Raw genomic sequence first — 18,917 nt, 5'->3', positions numbered from 1 at the left:
CCTATGAATCAACGCAAATACTTCGGCACGGATGGCGTGCGCGGCGAGGTCGGTGGCCCCGTCATCAACGCGGAGTTCGCCCTGCGCCTGGGCTATGCCGCCGGCCGCGTGCTCGCCCAGCAGCCCGCGGCGCACGGCCGCCCGATGGTGCTCATCGGCAAGGACACCCGGATCTCCGGCTACATGCTCGAATCGGCACTGGAAGCCGGGCTCTCGGCAGCCGGCGTGGACGTGTTGCTGGCCGGCCCCATGCCGACCCCCGCCGTGGCGTATCTCACCCGCGCCCTGCGCCTGTCCGCAGGCATCGTCATCAGCGCCTCGCACAATCCCTACCAGGACAACGGCATCAAGTTCTTTTCCGAGCGCGGCATGAAGCTGCCGGACGAGCTCGAGGCGCGCATCGAGGCCGTGCTGCACGAGCCGGTAGGCTGTGAACGCTCGGAGCGGCTGGGACGCGCGCGCCGCTTGAACGACGCCGCCGGGCGCTACATCGAGTTCTGCAAGAGCAGCTTTCCGCATGCGCGCGACCTGACCGGGCTGCGCATCGTGGTGGACGCGGCCCATGGCGCGGCCTACCACGTGGCGCCGGACGTGTTCCGCGAGCTGGGCGCCGAAGTGCATGCCATCGGTGTGCAACCCAACGGCATGAACATCAACCACGACGTGGGCGCGCTGCACCCCGGCCCCGTGGCCGCGGCCGTGCGCGAACACCGCGCGCATGTCGGCATCGCCCTGGATGGCGACGCCGACCGCCTCGTCATGGTCGACGGCGAAGGCCGCGCCTACAACGGCGACGAACTGCTGTATGTGATCGTGCGCGAACGGCTGGCCCGTGGCCCGGTGGCCGGCGTGGTGGGTACCCTGATGACCAACTATGCGTTCGAACGCGCGATGCAGGCGTTGAAGCTGCCCTTCGTACGCGCCGCGGTCGGCGATCGCTACGTGATGGAAGCCATGCTCGAGCGAGGCTGGCAGTTCGGGGGGGAAAGCTCGGGCCACCTGATCTGCCTGGACTGCCACACCACCGGCGACGGGATCATCGCTGCGCTGCAGGTGTTGAGCGCCATGCGCGCGCAGGGCCGGGCGCTGCCCGAACTGCTGGCCGATCTGCGGCTCTATCCGCAGAAAATGATCAACGTTCCGCTGGAGCCCGGCCTGGACTGGCGGACCCATGCAGGGCTGCAACAGGCGCTCGCGGACGTGGAGGCCCGCCTCTACGGTCGCGGACGCACGCTCGTCCGTGCCTCGGGCACCGAGCCCAAGCTGCGCCTGATGGTCGAGGCCGAGGACGACGAACTCGCCAGCTCCGCGGTGCGCCAACTGGCCGACAGTCTGGCCTGAGCCTGCGCCAGGCCGCGGGTATGCCCGCTGGCCAGGCTCAAAGCGCGATGCCCAGCGCGGCGACGGCCGCGAATCCGGCCAGCCCGAGAAAGATCAGCGCGGCCACCAGGCGCACCGCACGCACCGGCAGGCGCCCAGCCAGACGATCGCCCAGAAGCACCGCGGGAACGTTCGCGATCATCATGCCCAGCGTGCTACCCAGCACGACGGCGCCGAAATGCTGGTACTGCGCGACCATGGCGATGGTCGCGAACTGGGTCTTGTCGCCCATCTCGGCCAGGAAGAACGTGACGAAGGTGGTGCCCAGCACGCCTATGCGCCGCCAGCGCGGCTCTTCGGCGGCTTCGAGCTTGTCGGGCACGAGCACCCAGCCCGCCATGAGCAGAAAGCTCGCGGCGAGCACCCAGGCGATGGCCTGCGGGTCGAACTGCTCGGTGATCCATTCGGCCAGCATCCCGGCCAGACCATGGTTCACCAGGGTGGCGGCGAGTATCCCGACGATGATCGGCCAAGGCTTGCGATAGCGGGCCGACAGCATGAAGGCGAGGAGTTGGGTCTTGTCGCCGATCTCGGCCAGCGCGACCACTCCGGTCGAGACGAGGAATGCTTCCAAAATGACTCCAGGGGCCGGCACGAACGCAATGATCGCGCCATCCCCCGGCCCTCGCGGATGAGACGCGATCAAAGGTCTTGCATTCCGGCCCGATCGCATGCGATGCGATCGGTGCTGGACACCGGCACCATGCCCTGGCGGGCAAGCATGTTGGCACCGGCTCGTTCTCTTTGAAAAGAACGCAGCTACTCCCCAATGACGGCGCGAATTATAGGCATCACGGCAGGCAAACGCCAAGCGCTTTTTCGTCCGAGCCGGCGGACGACGTGAAATGTACCGACAAATCCTCACCCCGATGGACGTGCGGCCTCGAGCGGCGGCCACGGCTTGCGCAGCGGCGCGACCGTAGCCTCGCCCCTCAGGGCAGTTCGAGTTCGGCCAGCAGCGGGGCGTGGTCCGAGATCGTCACCCAGGGCGAGCCGCGCAGCACGCTTGCACGGCGGACCGCGAAGCCGCGCTGGTAGATGCGATCCAGACGGAAGAACGGCATGGCCGAGGGAAAAGTACGCGGCGGACGCGCCTGGACGGGCAACCCCGCGCCCAGGCGCGGCGCCGGCCTGCGCCGCAGCTCGGGCGGACGGCCGGCCTGGGCCATCGATTCGCGCAGCAGGCGCACCGTCTCCTGCAGCCGCGGCAGCCCGGCGCCCCGCGTATGCTCGGCCGAGGAGAAAACCTCGTGCAACTGCAGCCGTTGAACCAGCACTCCTGAGAGTTCGCCGGTCCAGTCGTTGAAATCCCCGGCGATCAGCATGGGCGCGTCGGCCGGCACGCTGGCGCCGATGCGCTCGATCAGGGCTTCGAGCTGGCGCCCGCGGCTCACGCCGAACAGGCCCAGGTGCACGACGAAGCAATGCACCTCGTGCGCCTGCACCTGTACGCGCGCATGCAGCAGACCGCGCTGCTCGAGGCGGTGATCGGAGATGTTCTGGTTTTCGTGGCCGACGATGGGAAAGCGCGACAGCAGCGCATTGCCATGGTCCGTGTAGCGGCGCACCGCGTTGCAGCCGTAGGCCACTTCGCAATGCAGGGCCGCGGCCAGCGACTCGTGCTGTGCATCGAGGCCAGCCGCCCGATCGTTGCGACCCTGGACTTCCTGCAGGAACATCAGGTCGGCGTTCAGGCCGTACAGCCCCAGGCGCAGTTCGTTCAGGCGCGCCCGGCTGATGAGGCCGGAGCGGCCCTTGTGGATGTTGTAGCTGACGATGCGCAGAGCTGACATGGGGGGGGCGACGCCACACCGGGCGCCGCCAGCGCCCGGTGCGTGCGACTTCAATCGGCCTTCTTGGCCTCGGGGTTGCGCAGGCGGATGTGCAGCTCGCGCAGTTGCTTCTCGTCCACCGGCGACGGGGCGTGGGTGAGCAGGTCCTGTGCGCGCTGCGTCTTGGGGAAGGCGATCACGTCGCGGATCGAATCGGCACCGGCCATCATGGTGACGATGCGGTCCAGGCCGAAGGCGATCCCGCCGTGCGGCGGCGCGCCGTACTGCAGCGCGTCGAGCAGGAAGCCGAACTTCAGGCGGGCTTCGTCGGCATCGATCTTGAGGGCACGGAACACCTTGCTCTGCACTTCCTCGCGGTGGATACGCACCGAGCCGCCGCCGATCTCCCAGCCATTGAGCACCATGTCGTAGGCCTTGGCGACGGCATCCTGCGGACGCGTCTCGAGCAGGTCCTCGTGGCCGTCCTTGGGGCTGGTGAACGGATGGTGAGCGGCGGTGTAGCGCTGCTCTTCCTCGTCGTATTCGAACATCGGGAAGTCGACCACCCACAGCGGACGCCAGGCGTCGGTGAAGAGGCCGTTGGCCTTGCCGAACTCGCTGTGCCCGATCTTCACGCGCAGCGCGCCGATGGCGTCGTTGACGACCTTGGCCTTGTCCGCGCCGAAGAACAGGATGTCTCCGCTCTGCGCGCCGGTGCGCTCGAGCAGCGCCGCGATGGCCGCATCGTGCAGGTTCTTGACGATGGGTGCCTGCAGGCCCTCGCGGCCCTTCTCGACCTCGTTGACCTTGATCCACGCCAGGCCGCGCGCGCCGTAGATGCCCACGAACTGCGTGTAGGCGTCGATCTCGGAGCGCGAGAGCGCCGCACCGCCGGGCACGCGCAGGGCCACCACGCGGCCGCCCTCGCTGTTCGCGGCCGATGCGAACACCTTGAAGTCGACGTCCTTCATGACGTCGGTGACATCGGTGAACGCCAGCGCCACGCGCATGTCCGGCTTGTCCGAGCCGTACTTGGCCATGGCTTCCTTCCAGCTCATGACCGGGAACGGGCTGGGCAGCTCCACGCCCTGCACGCGCTGGAAGATCGTGCGGATCATGCTCTCGAAGATGTCACGGATCTGCTGTTCGTCGAGAAAGGAGGTCTCGCAGTCGATCTGGGTGAACTCCGGCTGGCGATCGGCGCGCAGGTCTTCGTCGCGAAAGCACTTGGTGATCTGATAGTAGCGGTCGAAACCCGAGACCATCAGCATCTGCTTGAAGAGCTGGGGCGACTGCGGCAGCGCGAAGAACTGGCCGGCGTTCACGCGCGAGGGCACGAGATAGTCGCGCGCGCCTTCGGGCGTGCTCTTGGTGAGCATCGGCGTCTCGATGTCGATGAAGCCGAGTTCGTCCAGGTACTTGCGCGCCTCGATGGCGACGCGATAGCGCAGCATCAGGTTGCGCTGCATCTGCGGGCGGCGCAGGTCCAGCACCCGGTGCGTGAGGCGGGTGGTTTCCGAGAGGTTCTCGTCGTCGAGCTGGAACGGCGGCGTGACCGAGGCGTTGAGGATCTCGATCTCGCGGGCCAGGATCTCCACCTCGCCCGACTTCAGCTCGGGGTTGATGGTACCGGCCGGGCGCTCGCGCACGAGGCCGACCACGCGTACGCAGAACTCGTTGCGCAGCCGCTCGGCCACGCCGAACGATACCGGCTCGTCAGGATCGCACACGATTTGCGCGAGGCCTTCGCGGTCACGCAGGTCGATGAAGATGATGCCGCCGTGGTCGCGACGACGATGCACCCAGCCGAACAAGGTGACGGTCTGCCCGAGATGATCTCGGCACACCTGGCCGGTATAGCACGTACGCATAGAACTTCCTGGAAATGGAATATCGGGGGAAGGCCCGGCGCCGCCCGCGGCGGCGCCGCGCTGGGGTCAGGCTGTGCCGGACGCGGCGGCCGGCGCAGCGGGCGCGCTCGCCGGCGCGGCGCCAGCCGCACCGCTGTCGGCCGTCGAGGACGAGGCAGGCGTGCCGGCGGCCTTGCCGTTGCCGCTATTGCGAAAATCCGTCACGTACCAGCCGGACCCCTTGAGCTGAAAGCCGGCGGCAGTCACCTGCTTGACCAATGCGGGCTTGCCGCAGGCAGGACAATCCACGAGGGGGGCAGCGGAGATTTTCTGCAGCGCATCGTGCGCGTGACCGCACGCTTCGCACCTGTACGCGTAGATAGGCATGGGACGATTCCCGCAAAGAAATTGAAGACGAACCCTTGATTTTACCCTTTCCCAGGCAGCCGCGACATGCAAAACGCGGGTAGCGCCGGGCGAGCGTGAGCCAGATGGAGGCGCCGCCAGCGGGTTTCAAGCCCGGGGGGAGAACCCGCGGGCGCACGGCGTCGACAGGCGCTAGGCGTCGCGCGCGCGCGGATCGGCAACGTCGAACGCGTCGTCATCGACGGGCGGGCCAGGAATCGTATAGCGGTTGCTGGCCCAGGCGCCGAGATCGATCGATTTGCAGCGCTCCGAACAGAATGGCTTGCACGGGCTGTCGTCGCGCCACGGCACGTCGCGTCGACAGGTGGGACACTTGACGATGGTCGCCATGACCGGTCCTCCTGAGGAATGGTGGGGAAAGCCTCGGGCATGTCGCAGCCCCGGGCGTACGTTAAGATCGCGGCCAGTCCAACCGGAGTCCGTCCATGAGAACCCTGACCCTGAAGCTGGCCGCGGCCGCCCTCGCCTTCGCGGCGGGCGGCGCACAGGCCGATATTACCGTCGGCATCAACCTCGGCACCACCGGCCCCGGCGCCGCGATCGGCATCCCGACCAAGGACACGGTGCTGCTATGGCCGCGCAAGCTCGGCGACCAGATCGCGCACTACGTCCTGCTGGACGACGCCTCGGACGTGACGGCCGCGGTGCGCAACGCGCGCAAGTTCGTGGACGAGCTGAAAGTGGACGTGGTCGTCGGCCCGAACATCACACCCAACGCGCTGGCCGTGCAGGAGGTGGCCGCCGCCGCGCAGACGCCCATGCTGGCGCTGGCCGCCTCGGCCTCCATCGTCGAGCCGCAGGACGAGCCCAAGCGGCAATGGTCGTTCAAGCTGCCGCAGAACGATTCGCTGATGGCCGGCGCGCTGGCGCGCTACATGGCCCAGACGGGCATCAAGACGGTGGGCTTCATCGGCTTTGCCGACGCCTACGGCGCCAGTTGGTGGAACACATTCTCGGCGGCGGCCCAGGCCGCCGGCCTGCAGATCGTCGCCGACGAGCGCTACCAGCGCAACGACACCAGCGTCACCGGCCAGGCGCTCAAGCTGATCTCCGCCCGCCCGGACGCCGTCCTGGTCGCCGGCTCGGGCGCGCCCGCCGTGCTGCCGCAAAAGACGCTGGTCGAACGCGGCTACGCCGGCAAGATTTTCCAGACCCACGGCATCGCCTCGCCGCAATACCTGCAGATCGGCGGCAAGGACGTCGAAGGCACGGTGTTCCCCACCGGCCCGGTGGTCGTCGCGCGCGAGCTGCCTGCCGATCACCCGGTGCGCGAGGTGGCGGTGCAGTTCGTCGAACAATACGAAGCCAAGTACGGCCAGGGTACCTCCACCCAGTTCGCGGGCGACGCCTGGGGCGCCTGGATCATGCTGGACAACGCCGTGCGGCGCGCCATGCGGTTCGGCAAGGTCGAGCCCGGCACCCCGGCGTTCCGCCAGGCGCTGCGCGACGCGCTCGAACAGACCGAGAACCTGACCGTGCCCAACGGCGTGCTCAACCTCTCGCCCCAGGATCACCAGGGCTTCGACGAACGCGCCGTGGTGATGGGCGTGGTGCGCGACGGCAAGTTCTCGTATCTGGACGAGGCGCCCAAGCCCTGAGACGCGCCAGATCAAGCGCATGAATGACGTGCCGGACGCCGGTGACACCCAGGCGCCCGAATGACGCGCCGACTACCGGCGCGTCGTGCCCCTACGCCTTGTACCAGACCATCTGCTGCGTGCTCGCGAGGAGCACGCCGTCGGCGCGCCAGATCTGCGCGAACTGGTCGAAGAATCCGCCGGCGAAGTTGCCGGCCCGGGCCACGCCCAGCACCGGCTCCGAACCCGTGGCCGCCAGCGCGGGCTCGTCCGCATGGAAGTAGATGTTCAGCGACACCGTGCCGGCCGGGATGACCTTGCCGCGGCGCAGGTACAGGCGCGGGAAGAAGACGTCGCACAGCGAAGCCAGCGCCGGATAGTCGAGCGCTCGCGCGGGCTGGTCGCGCACCCACTGCTCGGTGATGCTGTCCGCCTGCGGCTCAAGATCGGCCATGCGGTCGAACCCGCCGCGCAGCGGGCGGAACTCGTAGCGCTGCACCCAGGCCACCCGCGTGCGCGTCGCATCCAGCACCGCGATTTGCGCAGCCGGCGGCACGACCGGCATGCAGGTCTCCACGGCTGCCCAGGTCTCGCGCCGCACGGCGAAGAGTGCGATGGCGTTGACGATCGCCTTGCCCTGCTGCACGCACTGCACCGACCAGTGCTGGGTGGAGCGCGTCGCGCTCACGAGCTGGGTATGCACCTCGAACGCACCTTCCTGGAACGGTGCGGCGTACGTGAGCGTGAGCGAAATCGGCGTGCCGTTGCGCTCGGGATGGCCCCAGACACCTTGCAGGACCACCGCGGCGGTCGTGCCGCCGAAGGGCCCGACCATGTTCCAGTAGGCTTCGTGCGTGGCCCCGTGCCACACCGCGCCGGGGCGCGCCGTGTCGGCTTCGAGACGGATCGCTTCGTCGAACGGATGTCCTGCCATGTCTTCCTCGTTGTCGTTACGGGCAGCCGCCGTACCGGCCGGCGGCGCCGGCACGCGTCATTGCGCGAGGAGTATAGTAACGGCCTTATCCTCACCTCACGCTGCACGCCGTAATGCAAGCCCTCTGGATGCTGGCCGCCACCTTCATGTTTGCGCTCATGGGCACCGGCGTCAAACTGGCATCCGAAATGAACGCGAGCATGGCGCAGATCGTCGTCATGCGCGGCGTGCCCTCGGTGGTCATGCTGCTCATCTGGGCGCGCGCCTCGGGGCTTTCCATCAAGCCGCTCAACTGGCGCCTGCACGTTGGGCGCAACGTGGCGGGCGTCACGTCCATGTGGAGCGGCTTTCTCGCCATCTCCATGCTGCCGCTGGCCACCGCGGTCACGCTGAACTACACCACCCCGCTCTTCATCGCCGCCTGGATGGTCGGCTGGGGCGGCGCGCGCCGCGACCGCGTGCGCATGTTCGCGGTCATCCTGGGCTTTCTCGGCGTGCTGGCCGTGCTGCGTCCCACGCTGGGCGACGACCAACTGCTGCCCGCCCTGCTCGGGCTGCTGTCCGGCGCGGGCGGCGCGGCCGCCCAGTTGCAGGTGCGCGCGCTCGGCCACCTGGGCGAGCCGACCTGGCGCATCGTGCTGTATTTCTCGGTGGCGGTGTGCCTCACCGGCTTCATAGCCCTGGGCCTGACCGAATGGCGCCAGCCCACCGCCGGCGGCTGGGCCGCGCTGCTCGGCCTGGGCACCGCCGGACTGGCCGGGCAGCTCGCCATGACGCGCGCCTTCGGGCACGGCTCGGCGATGCTCTCGGCCGCGCTGCAGTACACCGTCATCATCTTCGCCAGCTTTCTCGGCTTCTTCCTCTGGGGCGACGCGCCCGACCGGGTGGCCATGCTCGGCATGACCCTCATCGTGGGCGCCGGCTTGCTGTCGGTGTGGCGCACCATGCGCGTGCCCGGCTGACGCCCGCTGCGGGCGGGCGCTGCAGCGCCCGCCCTGCGCCTCGCTCTCGAGCAGGCTTCGCTCAGCCGCCGCGCTGCGCCTTCAGTGCGTACTCCCAGCCCAGCTCGGCCATCGCGCGGGCGCGCTGGCCCGTGCTGCCGGCCTTCTCGCTGGACGCCGTGCCGTCCTGCGCCCGCTTGACGATGCCCTGCAGGATGCCGGCGATGCGAAACATGTTGTAGGCGAGGTAGAAATCCACGTGCTCGATGCCGCTGCGCCCGGTGCGCTCGCAGTAGCGCCGTGTGTATTCCTCGGCCGTGGGAATGCCGAGCTCGGCCAGGTCCAACCCGCCGATGCCGCGCGAGGCGTCGCCCGTGGTGTGCCAGGACATCAGGTGGTACGAGAAATCCGCCAGCGGATGACCGATGGTCGAGAGTTCCCAGTCGAGCACGGCCAGGATGCGCGGCTCGGTCGGATGGAACATCACGTTGTCGAGCCGATAGTCGCCATGCACGATGCTGGTGCTGCCGTCATCGGGCGGGATGGCGCCCGGCAGCCAGTCCATCAGCTTGTCCATCGCCTCGATCTTCTCGGTCTCGGAGGCGCGGTACTGCTTGGTCCAGCGCGAGATCTGGCGCTCGAAGTAGCTGCCCGGCTTGCCGTAGTCGCCCAGGCCGATGGCGGCGTAGTCCACGTTGTGCAGGGCCGCGATCACGCGGTTCATCTCGTCGTAGATCTGCGCGCGCTGCTGCGGGGTCATGCCGGGCAGCGACTGATCCCAGAGTACCCGCCCCTCGACGCATTCCATGATGTAGAACGCGCGCCCGATCACGCTCTCGTCCTCGCACAGGGCGTACATGTGCGCAACGGGCACGTCGGTGCCGGCCAGGGCGCTCATCACGCGGTACTCGCGCTCGATGGCATGGGCCGAGGGCAGCAGCTTGGCGACCGGCCCCGGCTTGCTGCGCATCACGTACTTGCGGCCCGGCGTGGTGAGCATGTAGGTGGGGTTGGACTGCCCGCCCTTGAACTGCGCCACTTCCAGGGGGCCGGCGTAGCCATCCACATGCTCGCGCATCCAGGCATCCAGGATGGCAGGGTCGAACTTGTGCCGCTCGGTTACCGGCCGGGTGCCGACGAATTCCTCATACACGGTGCTGTCTCCTGCATTTTTCTTGAAACGAAACGGGTGCTGCCGGCGCGGGGTGCGCCGGCCGGTCGGCCGGTCAGGCGCCGAGCTTTTCCTGGAAATACGCCAGCATGCGCTGCCAGCCGTCGGCCGCAGCGTCGGCGCGGTAGCTCGGCCGGTAGTCGGCGTAGAAAGCGTGCGGCGCGTCCGGGTAGACCACGAAGCTCGACGCGCGCGCGGCCGCGCTGCCCTGGGCGAGCGCGCGCTTCATGCGCTCGACCTGATCGAGCGGGATGCCGTCGTCCCGGCCGCCGTAGAGCGCCAGCACGGGCGCCTTCAAGGCGCCCGCCAGGTCGAGCGGCTGGCGCGGCCGCAGTTCGTTGCGATCGCCCTCGAGCCGGCCGTACCAGGCCACGCCGCAGCGCACCTGCTCGCTGTGCGCGCAATACAGCCAGGTCACGCGCCCGCCCCAGCAGAAGCCGGTGAGGGCCGCGCGGCTCGTGTCGGCACCCAGCGTACCGGCCCACGCGAGCGCGGCATCGAGATCGCCCATCACCTGGGCGTCGGGAACCTTGTTGACGATCTCGCCGAACAACGTCGGAATGTCGTCATAGGTAGAGGCATCGCCCTGCCTGAAGTAGAGTTCCGGCGCAATGGCGAAGTAACCCGCGTGCGCAAGACGCCGGCAGACGTCCTTGATGTGCTCGTGCACGCCGAAGATCTCCTGCACCACGAGCACGACGGGCAGCCCACGCCGGCCTTCGGGCAGCGCATAGTACGCAGGGAGCACGGCGTCGCCCACCGGAATGCCGATATCGCCGCCCTGCAGGCCCTGCTCGCTGGTGTGTACGGTGGTATCGGCGGGTGAGCCCGCCGCTTTGGAAAATGCCATCGTTATCCTCTCCTGGTGTCGGCAGGCCCCGCACAGGCGGCCCGCAGGCGATGTTGCATTATGCCTACGGGCGCGAGGTTGGGGTAGGTGTGTGCTGCGATGCGGAACAGCGACACGCACGCCACTCAGGATGAACTGTACGTCATCAGCAGCTCAATCCCCGCAGAGGCGACACCGGCCGACGCCCCTGCGGCTCCTGGCATGCAGGAGCGGTTCGAAAGCGGCTAATCCAGCTTGATATTGTAATTTTTCACCAGCTCCGCCCAGACAGGGACTTCGCTCTCGACACGTTCCAGTGCCGCGCTCGGCGTCGACGGCGATGCTTCGAACCCTTGTTCCAGCAATCGGGTCTGGACCTCCGTTGAACGCAATGCTGCGTTCAGACTTTCATTCAGGATCCGGACGATATCGCCGGGAACGTCAGCCGGTGCGAACACCATCGTCCAAGTCGAAAAATCGTACTGCGCCAGCCCGGACTCCTGAATCGTCGGAACGGACGGCAGCAGCGGCGAGCGGCTAGCCCCTGTGACCGCCAGTGCCCGCAGGTTCCCCGTCTGGATCTGCCCCAGCGCAGTCGAGAGCACGGGAAAACTCAGGTCGACCACTCCGGACACGTTGTCGACCAGGCCGGGAGCGCTGCCCCGATAAGGGATATGCAGGATATTGACTCGTGCCTGAGCCTTGAAAAGCTCTGCCGCCATGTGCGAGGTGCTGCCGGCGCCGGCAGAAGCATAGGTCAGCGTGCCTGGACTCTTGTTGGCCAGTTCGATCAACTGCGGGACGTCCGCAGCGCCGACATCGGGATGCGCGACCAGCACGTGCTGGGATGCAGCCACCATGCCGATCGGGGTTACATCGCGAGGGATCTCGAAATTCAGCTTCGGATACAACGCGGGATTGATGGCGAGCGATACGGTTTGCAGACCGATAGTGTAGCCATCGGCCCTGGACCTGATGACCGCCTCGACCCCGATATTGCCTCCCGCGCCCGATCGGTTCTCCACGACTATCGCCTGCCCCAGTTGACGTGCCCACTCGTCAGTGACCAGGCGCGCCACGATATCGGCGGTCCCTCCCGGAGGATACGGGACGACCAGGCGCACAGGTTTGGCGGGAAACGACTGGGCGTGGGTAAGCGAGGTTGCCACGACCATCACAAGAGCGCACAGCGAACAAAAAAGGTTCTTCATGTCAACCCCGTCGGTAGCGTCAAATAGAGAGGGAAAGCCGGGCCGATCGAGCCCGCGTATGGCAGCGCGTCCGCGCCCGCTAGAACAGCTCGCGCATCAATGCAAAAAGGTCGTTCTGCGCTTCGAAGCCGATGCCAGGCCGGTTGCCGAGGTGCAGAAACCCGTTCTCGACCCTGGCGCCATCATGGAAACCTGCAAATGCGCCGAACGCATCGGGATAGGCTTCGCAGCCTCCAAGGCCGAAACCGGCAACGATCGCGCTGGTCATCTGGTTTCCGCCGTGGGGATAGATGCTGGTACGGCTCCAGCCTGCGCTCTCGAGCAGCCGCAGCGTGCGCGAGAACTGCACGATTCCATACGACTGGGGTACATCAACCTGAATGATGTCCCGGTCGGCACGCAGCCCGCCGAAGAGGATCAGGTTGTTGACGTCCTGCGTCGAGAACAGGTTCTCGCCGGTGCCGATCGCGCCCTCATAGGCCTGAGTCAGCTCGCCGAGCAACTGAAAATCCAGCGGATCGGTTGGCTCCTCGAACCAGCGCAACCGATAAGGCGAGAGCGCGCCCGCATAGTTGCGCGCTCGATCGGGAGACAGCCCTGCGTTGGCATCGACCGCCAGATGGCGGCCATCACCGAGAATCCTCAACGCGGCCTCGACGCGGGCGATATCCTCGCCTAGCGGCGCGCCCCCGACCTTGATCTTCATTGTGGTGTAGCCTTCCTCGAGACGAGATCTGATCTCGGCTTCGAGTCCCTCGACGCCCTTGTTCTCGGTGTACCACCCACCTCCCACGTAGCAGGGGATGCGATCCGACTCGACGCGCCCGGCGCCGTACGTCTGCGCCAGCACGCTGTAGAGTGGACGATCCTCGATTTTGGCGACCGCGTCCCAGACAGCCACTTCGATGGTACCGATGGGTATCGACCGTTCGGAATGGCCCCCCGGTTTCTCTCGCAGCATCATTCGCCCGAGAATCTTCTCGGGATCCAGATTGTTCCCCTGCTCATTCAATAGCGACTCGGGATCCGCGGACAGGATGCGCTTGATCAACCGTTGCCTCATCTGTGCACCGCACGCATATCGTCCCGTCGAGTTGAACGAATATCCGATCACAGGCTGCCCATTTCTGATGACGTCGGTTTTTACGCCAACAACAGATGTCGTCATTTCGCTGAAGTCATAGACTGCGTTGCGCAGGCGCGACTTGAGAGGGACCTCGATCTCTCTGATATCAACGATCTTCAATTACTTCTCCCTTGATTTTCTTTCCAGCAATCTTCCGGAAAGGCGAATGGCGATTCCAATTGCCTGGCCAGTTGAAGCAGCAGCACATCTGCGCCATAGGCAGCGGTCAGTTGAATCCCGATGGGCAAGCCGCCGGACCCGACCGGAGCGGGAACGGAAATGCTCGGCAAACCCGCCACGTTGACGAACGTTGCGAAGATCGCGGCATCGCGCGGGCCGGCTGGCTGCCCGTCGATGACTACCGGGTATGCAGCCTCGGCCTGCCAGGGCATGGCGGCCGACGCGGGCGACAGAATGGCGTCGAACTGCTCGAAGAAACGGCAAAAATCCTCTCTCAGCTTCGTGCATATCCGGACGGCATCCAGATAGTCCACGCCGCTGATCTGCCCACCCTGGATCGCCATGGACCGGGCTGCCTGCGTCAACAGGTTCTGCCGATCCGCGTGATCGTTCCAGAAGCGCGCGACTCCGACCTTGGTGAAAACGGACCAGACCCGTTCGATCTCCTCGATGCGATACGGCGCTTCTGCACACTCCACCCGATGCCCGTTTCGACGCAAGCGTTCCGCCGCGGCGTGGAGTTCGGCAACGATCGGCGCATCGACCCGTTTTCCGGGCACACCGGTCATGTGCAAAATCTTCAATGGTCTGTTCAGCGCAGGTATGCTTTCCGGCAGCGGATAGTCGGTAAAACTCATCGACGTCCGATCGCGCCTGTCCGGCCCTGCCATGATTCGGAACAAGTCATAGGCGTCATCAACGGTACGGGCGCAAGGCGCCACAACCTGCAGGTCGAATGCGAGCGCAGGAAAGCCGGCGATACGGGGAATACGTCCGGTCGAAGGCCGGAACCCGACTGTGCCGGTATAGGACGCGGGCCTGCGTATCGACCCACCGGCATCGGTTCCAATGGCAAGAACACCCAGGCCGGCAGCCACTGCGGCGGCTGCGCCCCCACTGGAACCTCCCGGCGTGAGATCGAGGTCCCACGGATTCCGGGTGGTGCCGAACAAGTCGTTATGGGTGGTCGCCGCGAGCGCGAACTCGGGCGTGTTCGTCTTGGCGAAAATGTTCGCGCCGGCGCGGCGCAACCGCTGTACCGACAGGTCATCGGTGCCGGGATACCAGCCGGCAAATGCACGGCTTCCCCACGTCGCGGGAAGATCCGCAATATAGAGATTGTCCTTGACGGTGACGGGAAGGCCGTCGATAGGGCTCAGGCATGCGCCGTCCCGCCGGCGCCGATTCGACTCGATCGCTTGTCGTAGCGCCAGATCCCGATCGGCCGCGACGACCGCATTGATATACGGATTGACTTCCGTAAGCCTGGAAAAGAAACACTCGACCAAATCGACAGCATCGATGCTTCCGCGATCCAGCAGCTTGCGGATATGGCGGGCGGTCGATCGATGTGGTGGTATCTGATGGCAATCCATACACACTCGTTTGAAGACGCCGGGATGGGAAGGCTTTCAAACGAATGGTAGGGCAGGCCGATGCCTCTATTTATGAGAATTTCTGGCCGTATTCCATCGGAAATTCCAATGACCGACAGGGCCTCACGAGTGCCTTGTGCGCATCAGATCAATCACATCTCCGAGCGCACGAATGGCTTCCCGGATATCGCCCTTATGGCATGTTGAATGACCTGCGATATAAATAGGTAGTCTTTCCAGATGGTCTTTTGCTTCGATGACTCGCAAAACACCCGCACTCAGCTCGTTCTTGATGATCGAAATCGGAAGAACCCCGACCGAATCGCTCTCGGCGAGAAAGCGGACGATGAATGCCAGACTCGTACAATAGTCAAGATGCGGCACAGGAAGTTTCGCTCTCGCGTACCAATCCTGAATGATGTCGTGCATCCTGGATGGGGGCTGGATGGTCAGGATCTTCAGATTCTTCAGGTGCGAGTGATCCAACTTCTCGACCCCTCTTAGCGTGGCTGGCGACGCCACCCAACTGGTCACCAGTTCTCCGAGCGGCTCGCACCAATAATCTTCGCCGACGATCGGCTCGCCCAACAGCGCAAGGTCGATCCTTCGTCCCGCCAATAATGTCAGCAGATTGCTTCCCGTCGCCACGGTGAACTCGGTCTGCTGATAGTGCGGAGGGTATTGCTCGAATATCTTTTTGATCCTGGGCAGGCCGCTAAGCGCTACTGCCTCTATCGACCCCAGCCTCAGCGGCTTGGCCGATGCCGAGGCACCAAGGGCACTCTCCATTTTCTCGAAACAGGCCATGGCCTGCTCGGCATACTGCTTGGCTACCTTGCCGGCCTCGGTGAGCACGGTTCCACGGCCGGCCTTCTTGAGCAGCTTGAGCCCCAGGATGGCTTCCAGTTCCGAGATCCTGAGCGATATGGTGGACTGAGTCACGTTGAGCGCATCCGCTGTCGCGCTGAACGAGCCGGTTTCGCCTATGGAGATGAAGGCCTTCAATTGCGCAATCGTGTATCTCTTCATCCTGGATCTGCCTGCACAGTTGATAGCAGACGGCGGCTCAATCCAACGTCACGTCGTCGGGTGCTTTCGCCGGCTCCGAATTTTCGTCCGGCTCCATGCCGACAAGCACACGGACCTCTTCGAGCACGTCCGCCACAATACGCCGGGCAGCAGGCTTCGGCACCAGGCGCACGACGGGACGGCCGCGCCCGGCGATGATGATTTCCGCGCCCGCCTCAATGCGCCTCTTCCCAGTTCCTCCCCGCTCCCACTTCCGCGACGAGCGGTACCTTGAGTTCGGCGACGGTGCACATCAGGTCCGGCACGTGCCGTCTCACGGTGTCGAGTTCGTCGTCGACGGCTTCGAGCACCAATTCGTCGTGCACCTGCATGACCAGGCGCGAGCGCGCGCCCTCGGTTTCCAGCCAGCGCTGCACGGCAACCATGGCGAGCTTGATGAGGTCGGCGGCCGTGCCCTGCATCGGGGCGTTGATCGCGGCCCGCTCCGCCGCTGCGCGGCGCGGGCCGCTGCCGCCGCGGATCTCCGGCAGCCAGAGGCGGCGACCGAACACGGTCTCGACATAGCCGAGATCGCGCGCCTGCTCGCGGATTTCCTGCATATACAAGGCCACGCCCGGATAGCGGGCGAAATAGCGGTCGATGTAGACCTGGGCGGCATCGCGGGTGATGCCCAGGTTGGCGGCCAGGCCGAAGGCGCTCATGCCGTACATCAGGCCGAAGTTGATGGTCTTGGCGGCGCGGCGCTGGTCGGCGGTGACTTCGGCCTGCGCCACGTTGAAGACCTCGGCGGCGGTGGCGCGGTGCACGTCGTCGCCGGCTGCGAAGGCGCGCTGCAGGTTGGCGTCGTCGGCGATGTGCGCCATCACGCGCAGTTCGATCTGCGAGTAGTCGGCCGACACGATGGTGTGGCCCGGCGCGGCAATGAAGGCGGCGCGTACGCGCCGGCCCTCGGCCGTGCGCACGGGGATGTTCTGCAGGTTGGGATCGCTCGAGGCAAGCCGCCCGGTGACGACCGCCGCCTGGGAATACGAGGTGTGCACCCGCCCGGTGGCGGGCAGGATCATGCGCGGCAGCTTGTCGGTGTACGTGGACTTGAGCTTGGACACGCCGCGGTATTCCAGCAGCACTTGCGGCAGCGGGTAGTCCAGCGCGAGCTTGGTGAGCACGTCCTCGTCGGTGGAGGGCGCGCCGCTCGCCGTCTTGCGCACCACCGGAATGCCCATGCGCGCGAACAGGATCTCGCCGAGCTGCTTGGGCGAATTCAGGTTGAACGGCTGGCCCGCCATCTCATAGGCCTTCTGTTCCAGGTCGAGCATCTTCTGGCCCAGCGCCTGGCTCTGCCGGGCGAGCTCCGCGGCGTCGATGCCCACGCCGTTGCGCTCGATGGTGCAAAGCACCGGCGAGACCTGCATCTCCAGGTCGTAGGTGCGGGCGAGCCCTGCGTTCTCCTGCACCTGCGGATACAGCACGTGGTGCAACTGCAGGGTGAAGTCGGCGTCCTCGGCGGCATAGTGGCTGGCGATGTCGATCGCGACTTCGTCGAAGCCGATCTGGTTGACGCCCTTGCCGCACAGGGATTCGTAGGTGACGCCGGTGCGGCCCAGCCAGCGCTGGGCGAGATCCTGCAGCGAGACGTTGCGGTGCGACTCCAGCACATACGCCTGGAGCATGGTGTCGTGCCTGACGCCACGCAGCGCGATGCCGCTGTTGGCGAAGGCGTGGGTGTCGAACTTGGCGTGATGCAGCAGCTTGGGCGCGTTGTCGTTCTCGAGCCAGGGCTTCAGGCGCGCCAGCACCTCGGACATCGGCAGTTGCGCGCCCGGGTCCACGTCCGGATGGCGATGCGCCAGCGGGATGTAGCAGGCCACGCCGGGCGCGGTCGCCATCGAGATGCCGACCAGGCGCGTCTGCATGCCGAGCAGCCCGCCCGCGGTCTCGGTGTCCAGGGCCACCAGTTCGGCCTTGGCGACGCGCTCCATCCAGTCGTCGAAGGCGGCCCAGTCCGAGATGGTGCGATAGTCGAACTCGGCGGATTCCGCCGCAGGCGCCGGCGCCTGGCCGCCCGCCTCGTCACGGGCCACCGCCGCGACGCGCACGCGCGCATCGCCGGCCGGTACGCGGTTCGGGTCGCCGGTGAGTTCGCGCAGCCAACTGCGAAAGCCGTAGTGTTCGTAGAGTTCGAGCAGCGTATCGCGATCGGTCTCGCGCGGGGCCAGGGCATCCAGGCTCGGCACGTGGGTGGCCAGGTCGCAATCGGTCTTCACGGTGATGAGCTCGCGCGACAACCCGAAGTTGGGCACCGCCTCGCGCAGGTTGTTGCCCGCCACGCCCTTCACTTCGTCGGCGTGGGCGACGAGGCCCTCGATGTCGCCGTACTGGGTGAGCCACTTGACGGCGGTCTTGGGGCCCACTTTGTTGACGCCCGGGATGTTGTCGACCGTGTCGCCGACCAGCATCAGGTAGTCGATGATGCGCTCGGGCGGCACGCCGAACTTGGCGTTCACGCCGGCCACGTCCAGGGTCTCGCCGCTCATGGTGTTGATCAGCGTGACGTTCTCGTTGACCAGTTGCGCGAGATCCTTGTCGCCGGTCGAGACGATGGTATGCGCGCCCTGCGCAGTGGCCTGCACCGCAAGCGTGCCGATGACGTCGTCGGCCTCGACGCCGTCCACTGCGAGCACGGGCCAGCCCAGCGCGCGGATGGCCTTGTGGATCGGCTCGATCTGGCGCGCGAGATCCTCGGGCATGGCGGCCCGGTTGGCCTTGTATTCGGGGTACAGTTCATCCCTGAAGGTGGCGCCGCGCGCGTCGAAAACGCAGGCCAGCCAGTCTGCCTTATGATCTTGCGCCAGCTTGCGCATCATGTTGATGACGCCATAGAGCGCGCCGGTAGGCTCGCCCGCGGCGTTGCGCATGTCCGGCATGGCATGGTAGGCACGGTACAAATAGCTGGAACCATCCACCAGCAACAGGGTTTTTTTCATATGGAAACACGTCAGCAATCGGGGGCGGTGCACGAAGGACCGGCGCTCCAGGACGCCCGGCAGTCCGAGGCGCGTCAAGAGCGTATCGCAGCCAAGAACGCGGTGCGCGTACCCGGCCTGCGGGACATCGT

Annotated in this window: 16 protein-coding genes and 1 riboswitch; of the genes, 3 read left to right on the top strand and 13 right to left on the bottom strand. The window is 66.2% G+C overall.

What is annotated here, in order from left to right:
* Nucleotides 1-3: 3 nt before the first annotated feature.
* Nucleotides 4-1,341, top strand: a complete 1,338-nt coding sequence (gene glmM / locus FOZ76_RS20950; protein WP_143950215.1) for a phosphoglucosamine mutase — start codon at nucleotides 4-6, stop codon at nucleotides 1,339-1,341.
* Nucleotides 1,342-1,378: 37 nt separating this feature from the next.
* Here glmM and FOZ76_RS20945 read toward each other — a convergent pair whose 3' ends face one another.
* From FOZ76_RS20945 to FOZ76_RS20925, 5 genes are all read right to left on the bottom strand, one after another.
* Entirely contained in the window at nucleotides 1,379-1,954 is a 576-nt protein-coding gene (locus FOZ76_RS20945; protein ID WP_143950214.1) for a TMEM165/GDT1 family protein, read from the bottom strand.
* 6 nt (nucleotides 1,955-1,960) lie between these two features.
* Nucleotides 1,961-2,160, bottom strand: a riboswitch (yybP-ykoY riboswitch).
* A 152-nt stretch (nucleotides 2,161-2,312) separates the two neighbouring features.
* Nucleotides 2,313-3,173, bottom strand: a complete 861-nt coding sequence (locus FOZ76_RS20940) for an endonuclease/exonuclease/phosphatase family protein (protein WP_143950213.1) — start codon at nucleotides 3,171-3,173, stop codon at nucleotides 2,313-2,315.
* Nucleotides 3,174-3,223: 50 nt separating this feature from the next.
* Complete coding sequence (aspS, locus tag FOZ76_RS20935) at nucleotides 3,224-5,023, bottom strand: aspartate--tRNA ligase (protein WP_143950212.1); 1,800 nt, start codon at nucleotides 5,021-5,023, stop codon at nucleotides 3,224-3,226.
* A 66-nt stretch (nucleotides 5,024-5,089) separates the two neighbouring features.
* On the bottom strand, nucleotides 5,090-5,389 hold the full coding sequence (locus FOZ76_RS20930) for an FmdB family zinc ribbon protein (RefSeq protein ID WP_143950211.1): 300 nt from the start codon (nucleotides 5,387-5,389) through the stop codon (nucleotides 5,090-5,092).
* 171 nt (nucleotides 5,390-5,560) lie between these two features.
* Nucleotides 5,561-5,758: a DNA gyrase inhibitor YacG gene (locus tag FOZ76_RS20925; RefSeq protein ID WP_143950210.1), complete on the bottom strand. Its 198-nt coding sequence runs from the start codon at nucleotides 5,756-5,758 to the stop codon at nucleotides 5,561-5,563.
* 95 nt (nucleotides 5,759-5,853) lie between these two features.
* Between FOZ76_RS20925 and FOZ76_RS20920 the strand changes: the two genes are divergently transcribed.
* Complete coding sequence (locus FOZ76_RS20920) at nucleotides 5,854-7,026, top strand: ABC transporter substrate-binding protein (protein ID WP_143950209.1); 1,173 nt, start codon at nucleotides 5,854-5,856, stop codon at nucleotides 7,024-7,026.
* Nucleotides 7,027-7,117: 91 nt separating this feature from the next.
* On the opposite strand, the gene FOZ76_RS20915 is transcribed toward FOZ76_RS20920, so the two are convergent.
* Nucleotides 7,118-7,939: an acyl-CoA thioesterase gene (locus FOZ76_RS20915; RefSeq protein ID WP_143950208.1), complete on the bottom strand. Its 822-nt coding sequence runs from the start codon at nucleotides 7,937-7,939 to the stop codon at nucleotides 7,118-7,120.
* A gap of 113 nt (nucleotides 7,940-8,052) precedes the next feature.
* On the opposite strand from FOZ76_RS20915, the gene FOZ76_RS20910 reads away from it, so the two are divergent.
* Nucleotides 8,053-8,901, top strand: a complete 849-nt coding sequence (locus FOZ76_RS20910) for a DMT family transporter (protein WP_143950207.1) — start codon at nucleotides 8,053-8,055, stop codon at nucleotides 8,899-8,901.
* Nucleotides 8,902-8,962: 61 nt separating this feature from the next.
* Here the strand turns inward: FOZ76_RS20910 and FOZ76_RS20905 are convergent, their stop codons facing one another.
* The 7 genes from FOZ76_RS20905 to polA form a co-directional block, all read right to left on the bottom strand.
* The gene (locus tag FOZ76_RS20905; RefSeq protein ID WP_246129684.1) at nucleotides 8,963-10,033 is read right to left on the bottom strand and encodes a phosphotransferase family protein; all 1,071 of its coding nucleotides are present in this window, start codon (nucleotides 10,031-10,033) and stop codon (nucleotides 8,963-8,965) included.
* Between the two features lie 73 nt (nucleotides 10,034-10,106).
* On the bottom strand, nucleotides 10,107-10,901 hold the full coding sequence (locus FOZ76_RS20900; RefSeq protein WP_143950206.1) for a dienelactone hydrolase family protein: 795 nt from the start codon (nucleotides 10,899-10,901) through the stop codon (nucleotides 10,107-10,109).
* A 224-nt stretch (nucleotides 10,902-11,125) separates the two neighbouring features.
* Nucleotides 11,126-12,091, bottom strand: coding sequence for a Bug family tripartite tricarboxylate transporter substrate binding protein (locus tag FOZ76_RS20895; protein WP_246129682.1), 966 nt, complete (start codon nucleotides 12,089-12,091; stop codon nucleotides 11,126-11,128).
* 79 nt (nucleotides 12,092-12,170) lie between these two features.
* On the bottom strand, nucleotides 12,171-13,337 hold the full coding sequence (locus FOZ76_RS20890) for an enolase C-terminal domain-like protein (RefSeq protein ID WP_143950205.1): 1,167 nt from the start codon (nucleotides 13,335-13,337) through the stop codon (nucleotides 12,171-12,173).
* Entirely contained in the window at nucleotides 13,334-14,773 is a 1,440-nt protein-coding gene (locus FOZ76_RS20885; RefSeq protein ID WP_143950204.1) for an amidase, read from the bottom strand. The genes FOZ76_RS20890 and FOZ76_RS20885 overlap by 4 nt, the downstream gene beginning before the upstream one ends.
* 123 nt (nucleotides 14,774-14,896) lie before the next feature.
* Complete coding sequence (locus FOZ76_RS20880) at nucleotides 14,897-15,802, bottom strand: LysR family transcriptional regulator (protein WP_143950203.1); 906 nt, start codon at nucleotides 15,800-15,802, stop codon at nucleotides 14,897-14,899.
* Nucleotides 15,803-16,017: 215 nt separating this feature from the next.
* Nucleotides 16,018-18,786 (bottom strand): DNA polymerase I, encoded by a 2,769-nt coding sequence (gene polA, locus FOZ76_RS20875; protein ID WP_143950202.1) that lies wholly within the window; start codon nucleotides 18,784-18,786, stop codon nucleotides 16,018-16,020.
* Nucleotides 18,787-18,917: the final 131 nt, after the last annotated feature.

Source organism: Verticiella sediminum, assembly GCF_007558815.1.
GTDB classification, from domain to species: Bacteria; Pseudomonadota; Gammaproteobacteria; order Burkholderiales; family Burkholderiaceae_B; genus Verticiella; species Verticiella sediminum.
Note: the sequence above shows the minus strand (reverse complement) of the source record. Positions and strands in the feature narration are given on the sequence as shown.

Bases quoted from the DNA above. Each gene is read 5' to 3' on its own strand.
- FOZ76_RS20910 (WP_143950207.1), top strand. From the start codon at position 8,053: ATGCAAGCCCTCTGGATGCTGGCCGCCACCTTCATGTTTGCGCTCATG.
- FOZ76_RS20930 (WP_143950211.1), bottom strand. From the start codon at position 5,389: ATGCCTATCTACGCGTACAGGTGCGAAGCGTGCGGTCACGCGCACGAT.
- polA (WP_143950202.1), bottom strand. From the start codon at position 18,786: ATGAAAAAAACCCTGTTGCTGGTGGATGGTTCCAGCTATTTGTACCGT.
- FOZ76_RS20900 (WP_143950206.1), bottom strand. From the start codon at position 10,901: ATGGCATTTTCCAAAGCGGCGGGCTCACCCGCCGATACCACCGTACAC.
- FOZ76_RS20885 (WP_143950204.1), bottom strand. From the start codon at position 14,773: ATGGATTGCCATCAGATACCACCACATCGATCGACCGCCCGCCATATC.
- FOZ76_RS20925 (WP_143950210.1), bottom strand. From the start codon at position 5,758: ATGGCGACCATCGTCAAGTGTCCCACCTGTCGACGCGACGTGCCGTGG.
- FOZ76_RS20915 (WP_143950208.1), bottom strand. From the start codon at position 7,939: ATGGCAGGACATCCGTTCGACGAAGCGATCCGTCTCGAAGCCGACACG.
- FOZ76_RS20920 (WP_143950209.1), top strand. From the start codon at position 5,854: ATGAGAACCCTGACCCTGAAGCTGGCCGCGGCCGCCCTCGCCTTCGCG.
- aspS (WP_143950212.1), bottom strand. From the start codon at position 5,023: ATGCGTACGTGCTATACCGGCCAGGTGTGCCGAGATCATCTCGGGCAG.
- FOZ76_RS20940 (WP_143950213.1), bottom strand. From the start codon at position 3,173: ATGTCAGCTCTGCGCATCGTCAGCTACAACATCCACAAGGGCCGCTCC.
- glmM (WP_143950215.1), top strand. From the start codon at position 4: ATGAATCAACGCAAATACTTCGGCACGGATGGCGTGCGCGGCGAGGTC.
- FOZ76_RS20895 (WP_246129682.1), bottom strand. From the start codon at position 12,091: ATGAAGAACCTTTTTTGTTCGCTGTGCGCTCTTGTGATGGTCGTGGCA.
- FOZ76_RS20880 (WP_143950203.1), bottom strand. From the start codon at position 15,802: ATGAAGAGATACACGATTGCGCAATTGAAGGCCTTCATCTCCATAGGC.